At 38.1% G+C, this 13,415-nt stretch carries 2 protein-coding genes; both read left to right on the forward strand.

Going from position 1 to position 13,415, the window contains the following annotated elements; translation table 11 throughout:
- The first annotated feature begins 270 nt into the window (after positions 1–270).
- Positions 271–12,603, forward strand: a complete 12,333-nt coding sequence (locus R2808_RS09925; protein ID WP_371270835.1) for an Ig-like domain-containing protein — start codon at positions 271–273, stop codon at positions 12,601–12,603.
- Between the two features lie 61 nt (positions 12,604–12,664).
- Positions 12,665–13,415: type IX secretion system membrane protein PorP/SprF (locus tag R2808_RS09930; RefSeq protein ID WP_371270836.1), on the forward strand; the 751-nt coding region annotated here is incomplete at its 3' end.

The raw sequence follows: 13,415 nt of genomic DNA on the forward strand, positions 1-13,415 counted from the left end.
AATTAACTCATTTTCAAATTTTCAAATTGATTAATTCTCAATTCATCGTCAAAAAATACCATTCAACGACAATAACTCACTTTTATTAATATTTATTTAGTTATTTGTTCCTAAAATATAGTTTAAGTAAATTCTATACTGTAAATTTGTAGCTATATATCTACAAAAAAAGTAAGATTTTACTTTACAATTTAATTTATTGGTTATATATTTGCCGATAAATGGATTTTTTAAATTTGAATAAATTTGTTAACTAACTAAAATATGTTTATGAAAAACAATTATTTTGTTAAGTGGTCTAGACTTTTACTTTTAAACCTTGTGTGTTTACTTTCTTATGTGGGAGTATATGCACAAGCACCTGTGGTAAGTATTACACAACCTGCAGGTATGGAAGTATGTAATGGACTAGAAACTACATTAAGAGTGCGTGTAGACATTGCTGCGGCAACCACTTCGGGAGCAACAGTAACGGTCGCTTTGCCTACTGGTGTAACCTATGTTTCGGGTTCTGTTGCTAAAGTAAACAGTAATCCGGCTACATTAACGGTTGCAGAAAGTGGTGGAACACCAAGTAATCCTCAATTCACTATTGGGCCAGCAACTTTGGCACCACCAAACTGGATTGAGTTTACAATACGTAAAGTAGCAGGGTGCGATGCCCGTACTGCCGCACTGGCAAGTACTTCGTTTATCGACGCCGTTACAGCAACATCTAACGGAAATGGTGCTTCGCAAAGTACAACGGCTTATGCGGTTAATAACTATACGTGTGATTTAACAGCTTTTAAAAAAATAAAAGATGTTAATTATTTTATTGACGAGCAAGTTGCTAATAACAAGGTTGTTGGGGCGTCAATAAAAAACACACAGTCAAACAATACATTTCATTTGTTTACCCATGGTAAATCAGGTGAATTATTAATTGGGGGAAAATGGTTAGAAAAAGAAGAGTTGCTTGTTTGGTTACAAAAACACACTAATATTAAAAATATAACACACCTTAATATATATGGGTGTGAATTTGCTAAGGGAAGTAAAGGTGTAGAAGCAGTGAAGTATTTAGAAATGCATTTGGGAGTTACCGTGGCTGCTTCTACTAATATCACTGGTAAAAATGGAGATTGGGAACTAGAAATAGGTTCGCCAAAAAACAGTATAAAACTTACCAATTATCAATACAATTTACAATGTGCCGATATCTCACCAACTGGTGATTGCGATGGCGATGGTATTATAAACCAAGACGATTTTGATAGTGATAATGATGGTATATTAGATAGTAATGAGGGTAAATGTACAACTCTAGGAACAACTGTTTTTAATAATGATGCACGTTATATAGATGCAGGTTTTCATGCGGCAATTTACAGAAGTTCTCCAGGAGTGTTTTATGCAGCTGGAGCGCGTATGTCTGCTGCTGGAACTGATATCTTAAATGCAGTATTAATATCTCCAGCTAATGGTTATAATTACACAGGAACACCTTTGTTTGCTACTGCTGGTTCTGATGCAAATGGGCATGGTTATTTATTAACAACAAATGGTTTTTATTTTTGGGGAAGAGCGTCGGCAACGACCCCATTTACTCAAATCCAATTACCATTAAATTCTTTAGGGAACCCAATAGATCCAAATGATGTACTTTATTTAGATTCTGATTTAAATAGAGTGCAAATAGTGATGAACAATGGAGATGTTTATATAGCAAATACCGATTATGCTGTATTATCAAGTCAGTTTACAAGGTATAATATTCCTAACTTATCTCATTATGATAATTCTGCTGAAGGAGGGTTTGCGTATAGTGAAACTACAGGTCTTTTCTACACTTGGGGAGAGGATGTTTTTTTAGGAAATGGAACTGGTCCACAAACGCTAGCTTCACCAACAGTAATGACGCCTCCGAGTTTACCTGTAGGAGTATCGGTGGTGCAGATTCAATTAAATCAGCATGATACAGGTGATAATAAAAGCTATTTTGTATTGGGCTCTGATGGTAAAGTATATGTTTTAGGAGGAAATGGAGACGGGCATTTAGGTCAAAATTCTTTAACAGATCAGACTAGTTGGGTTACTATGCGTAATCCTACCGATACAGGTGATATGACTGGAGTAGTGCAAATTTCAGCATCATCAAATATTACAAAAGCAGGTTGGCTAAACATGATTACTGCTACAGGCAGTTTGTATGTGGTTGGTACTCGGTCTTCTAATTCAACTTCTCTCCCTCATGTTAGATTACCAACTTTAGCTATAATGGATGATGGAGCAGGAAATCAAAGCCCTATGCTAAATAATTATATTTATACACATGCTGGAGGGCATTTTTCTTCTACTATTCCAATTGGTGCTACTAATGTTTGCCATGTTGGGCATAATCCAGGTGGAGCTTTTGCAGATGGTACAACAAGTGATAGGTCATACTATGAGTGTAATCCCCTATTAGGGTTTAGTATTAATATAGAAGAAGATTGTTCAACGGATTCAGATGGTGATGGAACTCCAGATTATTTAGATTTAGACAGCGATAACGATGGATGTAACGATGTTGTAGAGTCGGGTGGAGTAGATGCAAATAACGATGGTATTTTAGATGGTACTGGTTTTGACGGTAACGGGCAAGTAACCGGTGGTACTGGTGGCTATAATGGCGTTACAGGTAACGAAATAGTAGCGACACAAGGTAGTATTACTACAGAACCTACAGATCAATCAACAACTGTTGGTGGTACTGCTACTTATACGGTTGCTGCTCAAGCAGAGTCAACTACTACATTTGCTTCAGGAACACCAGATTATACTGTTCCACCAGCAACTGATTCATCATCAGAGTTAACGTATCAATGGCAAGTAAGTACTAATAACGGTGCTACTTGGACAAATGTTACGAACGGCGGAGTGTATTCAGGAGCTACAACAAATACATTAACCATTACAGGTGCTACATTAGCAATGAATGGTTACGATTACCAAGTGTTAATAGGACATAATGATAATGTTTGTATAGCATTAGCTTCAACATCATCTAATTTATGTGTTATAGATGCTCCTACAGTAAGCACAACAGCTGCTACATGTAGTGCTGCAGGTACGGCTACTATTACCAATTACAATGCGGCTAATACCTATACGTTTACACCGGCAGGTCCATCAGTATCGGGTGGTGCAATAAGCGGTATGGTTGCAGGTACAAGTTATACAGTTACAGCAGAAAATGCTTCGGGTTGTATATCAGCTGCATCAGCATCATTTAGTATCGATGCGATGTTGGTAACACCAGCAGTTCCAGTAGTAAGTACTACACCGGCAACGTGTAGTGCGGCAGGTACAGCTACTATCACGAATTACGATGCTGCCAATACCTATACATTTAGCCCGGCAGGTCCTACAGCAGGAGCGGGCGGTGTAATAAGTGGTATGACGGCAGGCACAAGTTATACGGTTACATCAGGAAACGGAAGTTGTACATCAGCTGCATCATCTAGTTTCAGTGTTCAACCAATGTTAGCTACACCAGCGGTTCCTACAGTAAGCACAACAGCTGCTACATGTAGCGCAGCAGGTACAGCTACTATTACAAATTATAATGCGGCCAATATTTATACCTTTAGTCCATCAGGTCCTTCAGTATCGGGTGGTGCAATAAGTGGTATGGTTGCAGGTACAAGTTATACAGTTACAGCAGAAAATGCTTCGGGTTGTATATCAGCGGCATCGGCATCATTTAGTATAGATGCGATGTTTGTAACACCAGCAGTTCCAGTAGTAAGTACTACACCAGCAACGTGTAGTGCAGCAGGTACAGCGACTATTACAAATTACGATGCTGCCAACACATATACTTTTAGTCCATCAGGTCCTACAGCAGGAGCAGGAGGAGTAATAAGTGGTATGGTTGCAGGTACATCTTATACAGTTACATCAGGTAACGGAAGTTGTACATCAGCGGCATCATCTAGTTTCAGTGTTCAACCAATGTTAGCTACACCAGCGGTTCCTACAGTAAGTACAACAGCTGCTACATGTAGCGCAGCAGGTACAGCTACTATTACAAATTATAATCCTACATACGCTTATACTTTTAGTCCATCAGGTCCTGCTGCAGGAGCAGGTGGTGTAATAAGTGGTATGGCGGCAGGTACAACTTATACGGTAACTGCAGAAAATACTTCAAGCTGTACATCTACATCGTCAGCTCCGTTTAGTATTAATGGAATGTTACCATCTCCAACTTCACCAACAAGTGGTGGCGACCAAGTAGATTGTAGTCCAGCAACATTAACAGCTGCTGCTACAGCACCAGCAGGTAGTACTATTATGTGGTACACTACTGCTACAGGTGGTACAGGTACAGCAACAGCACCTACATTAAGTACTATAGGTTCTGTAACGTATTATGCCGAGTCTGTTAGTGCAGATGGCTGTGTAAGCGCAACGAGAACACCAGTTATGTTAACTATTAACTCTTGTAGTTTATTAGTTACTAAAGAGGGTACACTTAATTTAGGTAGCGATAATGAAGCCTCAATAGGCGATGTAATTACATACCAAATTGCTGTACAAAATACAGGAAATACACCTATAACTGATATTACTGTTACAGACCCATTACCAAATATTACATTTGTTCCAGCAGGTTCAAACGCTATTCCTTTCTTAGGAGCTGGTAATACAATTACAGTTACAGCGCAATACCAACTAACACAAGCTGATATTGATAATGGAGTAGTATATAACTTAGCAACAGCTTGTGGTTCAGCAGCAGGTGGCGATACTATTTGCGACGGTTCTACTGATCCTACGCCATGTACATCAGCAGAATGTCCTCCAGTTGACCCATTGTGTCCAGATTGTACTATAGTTCCAGTGCCACAAGCACCAGACTTAAATATAATTAAAGACAGCGTTCTTGATGATACTGTTGTAGCACCAGCTACTGCAACTAACGTAGGAGACCAAATTACCTACACCTTTACAGTTACGAATGACGGTAATACTTCTATGGAAAACGTAGTAGTAAACGACCCAGATTTAGGCGGTGATATTGCAGGACCAGCTTCGGGCGATGATAATAACGATGGTATTTTACAAGTAACAGAAACTTGGATTTACGAAGCCGTTTATACGATTACTCAAACCGATATTGATAACGGATTTGTGTACAACCAAGCAACAGTTTGTGGCGATACATTAACAGGTACAGAAGATTGTGATGATTCTACAGATCCTACACCTTGTCCTACTTGTCCAGTTGACCCAAATTGTCCAGATTGTACTATTACACCATTAACTTTAACTCCAGCATTAGTTTCTACTAAAGTAGATACATTAGTTGATGGAGGCGATGGTTTACAAGCTGGTGATATGATTACCTACGTAATTACAGTTACCAATACTGGTAATGTTACACTTACGAATATTGAGGTAACTGATGCAGATGCTGTTATTACAGGTGGAAACCCTATAGCTACTTTAGCTCCAGGCGATTCTGCAGATGTTACAGCAGAACACGAAATTACAGAGGCTGATATTGCTGCAGGTCAATACGTTAACCAAGCAACAATAGAAGGCGAGTATGTTAACCCAATAACAGGAGAATCTACTCCAGTTACAGATTTAACAGACGATCCAGACGATTCAACTTCTGATGATGATCCAACTGTAACAGTATTAAACAATACCAATGCAGTTGACGATATCAACGTTACCAATGTGGACGAACAAGTTAGTGGAAACGTATTAACAAACGATTTTGATCAACAAGATAACGACCAAACAGTAACACCAGTTACAGGTGGTTCAACACCAAATGGTGGTACGTTCGATATTGATGCAAATGGTAATTATACATATACACCACCAGCAGGTTGGTCAGGTACAGATACTTTTGAATATACAGTATGTGATAATGGTGATCCACAAGCTTGTGATACAGCTACGGTAACTATCGAAGTGGAAGATTATAGCTCACCAGAACAAGATAATAACGAAGTAGTAGCAAATAATGATACGGCTACTACAGAAGAAGGCGAAGAAGTAACTATCAATATCTTAGCTAACGATTACGATGAAGATGGCGATAACTTTACTATCACAGAAGGTTCAGTTACAGATCCTGCAAATGGTACAGTAACAGTTAATGCAGATGGCACAGTTACTTATACTCCAGATTCAGGTTTCGTAGGGGTTGATACCTTTACTTATGAAATTTGTGACGATGGTACACCGCAAGAGTGTGATACGGCTACAGTTTCCGTAACGGTTATCCCAGATAATGGCGAAAACGACACCTATGCAAATGATGATGTGTTCTATACAGAAGAGAATACACCAATCATAAACGGCGATGTTTCATTAAATGATAACGACCCAGAGAATAATAATGTTACTTACACAACAGTAGATACAACTAATGTTGATACATATGGTACATTAACTTTCAACGATGATGGTACATTTGATTTTGTTCCTAATGATGGTTGGTATGGTACTACATCATTCATATACGAAGTTTGTGATGATGTTCCAGCTCCAGATACTGCATGTGCACAAGCAACAGCAGTAATTGTAGTGAACCCAGTTAACGAAATTTTAGCTATAAACGATATTAACAATACGTTTATCAATACAGAAGTAAGTGGTAGTGTAGCTACAAATGACTCAACTGTTGAACCAGGTGAAACATTAACATATACTGAAATACCAGCAGGTACAGTAGTATATGGAGAAGATGGTTCTGAAGCAGGTACAATTGAGTTAGATGCTAGTGGTAACTATACTTTCACACCAAACGACACGTTTACAGGTACAGTTAATGTTCCTTATCATGTTTGTGATAATGGAATACCACAAGCATGTGATGACGTTACCTTAACAATTGAAGTATTACCATTGCCTACAGATGAGAACAATGGGGTAACGGCAAATAATGACAACGTTACTATTGAGGAAGGTACACCAAGTGTTACAATTAATGTTACAGCAAACGACTTCGACCAAGATGGCGATGACTTTGAAATAACAAGTATTGATACTTCTACTATTGAGTGTGGTGATGCAACATTTGATGCAACTACAGGAGAAATAACATTTACACCAGATGCTTCATGCGATGGCGTAGAAGAAGTTACCTTTACGTATACAATTTGTGATGATGGTAACCCGCAAGCGTGTGATGAAGCTACAGTAACTATTACAATTGTACCAGATAATGGTGTAAACGATACTACAGCAGTTGACGATGCGTACAATGGTAATGAAGGCGAAACAATTACAGGTAATGTATTAGATAATGATATCGATCCAGAAGGAGATACACAAACAGTAACTCCTGCTTCAGGAACAACTCCAAATGGTGGTACATACACGATAGACGCGAATGGTGATTTAGTTTATACTCCTGTAGATGGTTTCTACGGAGTAGACCAAATAGTTTACGAAGTTTGCGACAATGGTACTCCAGTAGCGTGTACAGAAGCTACGGTTTACATTACAGTTAATCCAGTGAACTCTGTTACAGCAGTTGACGATATTAATACAACAACGTTTAACGAACCAGTTGATGGAAATGTAGCAACAAACGACTTCGACTTAGATGGCGAACCAATTTCAGGTGCTACTTACACAGCAGGAACATTCACAAATCCAGGCGAAGGTACATTAGTATTAAATACAGATGGAACTTATACCTTTACACCAGTAGATGGATGGTCAGGAACAACAGAATTCACGTATGAAGTGTGTGATAATGTAGGTTTCCCACCAGCTTGTGATACAGCAATTTTAACAATTGAAGTATTACCAGCACCAACAACTGATAACAACGGTGTAACTGCAAATAATGATGCTGTTGTAATTGAAGAAGGTACACCTAGTGTAATTATTGATGTTACAGCTAACGACTTCGACCAAGATGGTGACGATTTCACTATTACAGAAGTTGGTACACCAAGTTGTGGTACTGTTAATATAGTAGGCGGTAACATTGAGTTTACACCAGATGCTTCATGCGATGGCGTAGAAGAAGTTACCTTTACGTATACAATTTGTGATGATGGTAACCCACAAGCGTGTGATGAAGCAACAGTAACTGTTACTATTATTCCAGATAATGGCGTAAACGACATCTTCGCTACAGACGATGCGTATAATGGAAATGTGAACCAAGAAATTTCAGGTAGTATATTTGATAATGATTTAGACCCTGAAAACGATGGTACTTATATCTTTACAGTAGATGTTCCAGTACAAAACGGTAACTTAACATTCTTTGATCCTGCTACAGGAGAGTTCATTTACGAACCAGACCCTGATTATACAGGTCCAGATAGTTTCACATATACTGTTTGTGATAACGGAACACCAGTAGCATGTGATACCGCTACAGTTCATTTAACGGTTAATCCACAACCAAATACTACGTATGGTATCGAAGATATTAACGTAACGTATATGGAAGTTCCAGTTGACGGAAACGTATTGACGAATGATTACGATGATGATGAATTCAACGTTCAAACGATTACATCGTATACACAACCAGATCATGGAGATTTAGATTTCGATATGACAACAGGTGAATACACGTATACACCAGATCCTAATTTTGTTGGAGAAGATACATTCACATATACAATATGTGATAACGCTACACCAGCAGCTTGTGATGAAGTAGTGGTTACTATTACAGTATTACCATTACCAGAAGAAGGTGTAAACACTACTGTAGCTATTGATGATACAGCTCAAACGGAAGTAGGTCAAACAGTAACTATAAATGTTGCTGCAAACGACTTCGATCCAGAGGGCGATACTCAAGTTACTTGGACAGTTGTTGGAGGAACAGAACCACCATGTGGAACTTTAACTAACAACTATGATGGTACATTCAACTTTGAACCAGATGGATGTGAACCAGGTCAATATACTTTTGATTATCAAGTATGTGATGACGCTACACCAGCAGAATGTGATACGGCTACGGTTACCATTACGGTATTCCCAGAAGATATCAACGATAACGATATCTATGCAAATGATGATACGTATTTCTATACAGGCGACGGTGAAACACCAGAAGTATTAGGTAATGTATTCGATAACGATACAGACCCTGAAAACAATGGTCCATACGAATTTAATGTAGAATCTGGTCCTACAGAAGGTGGTACAGTTACCTTAAATCCTACAACTGGAGAAATAGAATATACTCCTGCATCAGGCTTTACAGGTACGGAAATAATTACCTATACCGTTTGCGACAGTGGTACACCACAAGCATGTGATACGGCTACCGTTTACATTATTGTAGAACCACAACCAAGCTTGTATGTAGTAAAAGAAGGTGTTTATAACGCAGCGAACAATACTATTGTTTATACGTATACGGTTACAAATAGTGGTAATACAGTATTAAACGATGTAGATGTTAATGAAAATGAAGCAGACTTTACAGGAGAAGGTATGTTACCAAATCCACAGTTTGTTGAAAATATTAATCCATCGAATACTATAGAAGGTACGTTACAACCAGGTCAAAGTGCAATTTATACTGCAGTTTACCAAATTGTACCTGCCGATTATGATAACGATGTAATTACGAACCAAGCTACAGCTCAAGGTACAGATCCAAATGGAACTACGGTAACCGATGTATCGGATGATCCTAATGATCCAACAACGGATGAAAATACATCTGGCGGTGGTATTGACCCAACAGATACGTTCTTACCTAATGCTAGTATTTCTGTAATTAAATCAGTAGCATCGTACACAGTAGCCAATGGTAATAATCCATTGTTAGTTGATGCAGGCGATGAGATTACGTATACATTTACGGTTACTAATACAGGAAATGTAGCTTTAGAAAATGTTCAAGTTGATGACCCTATGTTAGGTGGTGTAATAGGAAGTATTGCGAGTTTACCAGTAGGTGGTCAAGACACATCAATTACAGCTACCTATACGATAACTGCTGCAAATTATGCAGAAGGATTCGTAGAGAATACAGCTGAGGCTACAGCAGAAGCACCTACTAATCCAGATGGTACACCAATTGTTGGCGGTCCTATCGAGGTTAGCGATACTTCAGATGCTGGTACCGATCAAGATGGAAATACAGTTACTAATCCAGAGTCGACAGAAACTCCGGATGGAGATGGTAATACAGATGGAGATGACACGAACGATCCTACGGTATTAGATATCAAAAACGGTCAGTTAGAATTAGAGAAAACATCTAGTATAGCTGATACGAATAATGATGGTATTATAAGTGCAGGCGATGTGATTACTTATACTTTCCAAGTTACTAATACAGGTAATGTAACAGTAATTGGTATTCATATTGACGATATTCCAATTGGAGTTATGGGCTTACCAGTAGTTCAACCAGTTTTAGCACCGGGTCAAGTAGGTTTTGCTTATGCAACGTATGAAATTACACCTACAGATATAGCTAACGGTTCTATTACGAATAGTGCAACAGTAACAGGTCAAGATCTAGATGGAATGCCTGTAACGGATATTTCAGATGATCCTAGTGATTCTACCGAAACAGATACAGAAGGCGATAATGATCCAGATGATCCAACAGTAACGTTATTACCTAGTCCTAGTATGGTTATTACTAAAGATATCGATGGTGTTATAGACAATACAGTTGTTGGCGCTACAGATGTTACAGACGAAGGTGATGAAATTCATTATACTATTGCTGTTACCAATACAGGTAATGTGCCAATCGAAAGTGTAGCAGTAGAAGATGATAACGCAACCGTAGATGCTACTTATACTGGAGATACTAATAACGATGGTATTTTAGATATAGACGAGGTTTGGATTTACACAGCAGTTCATACAATTACTCAAGATGAAATCGATGAAGGTTATATCTATAACGTAGCAGTTGTAACAGGTTCTAGCAACGGAGTAGATTTAGAAGAAGAATCAACAGACCCTACACCTTGTGCAGGTTGTCCAGTAGATCCTACACAACCTACAGCTACTATTGATCCTATTGATCAAGTAAATAGTATAGAGGTTATTAAATCAGCTTCTTATGATGATGAAAATGGTGTTATAACTTATACTTATGAAGTAACCAATACAGGTAATACAACATTAACAAATGTTGCTTTACATGAAACTGAAGCAGGCTTTACAGGTACAAATGGATTACCAACACCAGTATTTAATAATTCATCTGCAAGTTCACCAGAAGGTACATTAGTACCACAGGAAACGGCTACATATTATGTAGATTATGCAATATCACAAGCCGATATGAATGCAGGATTTGTTCAAAATATCGCTTTAGGTACAGCAACAGCTCCTCTTGGTGAAAACATATCAGACGATTCGGATGCTGGAACAGATGAGAACGGAGACGTTATTACAAATCCTTCTAATACTGAAACACCAGATGCAAATGGTAATACCGATGGAGATAACACAAATGACCCTACTTGGATAGAGTTACCGCAAAACCCTGCGATGACACTTGAGAAAGATGGCGAGTATGTAGATTTAACCAATAACGGATTAACTGTAGGCGATGAAATTCATTATACATTTACAGTTATGAATACAGGTAATGTAACATTAGATAACATCGTAATTACAGATACGTACTTACCATCAATGACAATTTCAAGTGTTACGCCTGCAGTATTACAACCAGGACAATCTGGTACTGCAACAGGTATTTACACAATTGATCAAGATGATATTGATGCAGGTGCAGTTTATAACATAGCCGATGCAACAGCAACAGATCCTAATGGAGAACCTGTTGATGCCAGTTCAACTGACCCTACACCAATTAGTCCAAACAGTCCATATGTTGATCCAACATGTTTAGATTGTACAGTTGTAATCTTAAACCCAGATCCAGCTATTGCTATTGTGAAAGAGGCTGAGTTTAATGATGACGGCAACGGACCAAATTATGGCGACGGTCAAGCTCAAGAAGGCGAAACTATTACTTATACCTTTACAGTGTATAATACAGGTAATGTTACCTTAACAGACGTTCATATTAATGATGATTTAATTTCAGACATTGCAATTGAAGTTACACCTTCTACTTTAGAGCCAGGTGCTTCAGGAACTGCAACGGCTACTTATACGATTACGCAGCAAGATATTATCAACGGATATGTATCGAACCAAGCGTTAGCAACAGGTAGCTACACCGATCCTACAAGCCCTACAGGTCAAAGTGAAGTAACGGATTTATCAGATAATGATTCACAATTTGAAGATGATCCTACAGTTCTTGAAATTAGTGGATGTGTAATTGAAGTATTCAATGCAATATCGGCTAATCAAGATGGTGTGAACGATGAGCTTTACATTAGAGGTATTGAGTGTTATCCTGATAATACTGTTGAAGTTTACAACCGTTGGGGCGTAAAAGTTTACGACGAAAAAGGTTACAATAACGTAGATAGAGCATTTAGAGGATACTCTGAAGGACGTGTAACGATTAATGAGTCTAAAGGTTTACCTACAGGTACTTACTGGTACGTGTTGAAATACCGCGATTTACAAGGCAATTCGAAAGAAAAAGTAGGATGGCTATATATAACAAGAGAATAATAAATAAATAATTATCTTGAGGGTGTATGTAAAAGCACCCTCAAGAAAAAATTAGAAAAATATGAAAACAAGAATTATATATTTAATTTTATTATTAGTTAGTAGTATATCGGGTTTTTCACAGCAAGATCCTCAGTACACACAGTATATGTACAACACTATTAACGTAAACCCTGCTTATGCAGGAAGCCGTGGCGTATTGAGTATTTTCGGTTTACACAGAACCCAATGGGTAGGTTTAGACGGAGCACCCGATACAAATGCTTTTTCAATTAACACACCTTTTAACAATTCAAATGTTGGTTTAGGGGTGTCATTTGTAAACGATCGCATTGGACCAGCAGTAGAAAATACACTTTCAGTTGATTTCTCTTATACCATTCCTACAAGCGAAACGTATAAGTTATCATTTGGTATTAAAGGAACTGCTAATTTGCTTGATGTTGATTATACTAAATTGAATCCTCAAGTTTATTCCGATGTAATGTTTCAAAATAACATCGATAATAGATTTTCTCCAAATGTAGGAGCTGGTGTTTATTTACATTCAAACAAATTGTATGCAGGTGTTTCTGTTCCTAATATATTAGAAACAAGCCACTACGACGATAACAATGTTAATGCCGAAGCAAAGGAACGTATGCACCTTTATGTTATAGGTGGATATGTTTTCGATTTGTCGGAGAGTATAAAATTTAAGCCTGCATTTTTAAGTAAGGTTGTACAAGGGGCACCACTTCAATTAGATGTTACGGCAAACTTTATGTTTAACAATAAGTTTGTTTTAGGAGCAGCTTGGCGTTGGGATGCAG

This window comes from Flavobacterium sp., from assembly GCF_041392005.1.
GTDB lineage: Bacteria > Bacteroidota > Bacteroidia > Flavobacteriales > Flavobacteriaceae > Flavobacterium.

Coding starts and splice junctions, on each gene's coding strand:
- R2808_RS09925 (WP_371270835.1), top strand. CDS start 271: ATGAAAAACAATTATTTTGTTAAGTGGTCTAGACTTTTACTTTTAAAC.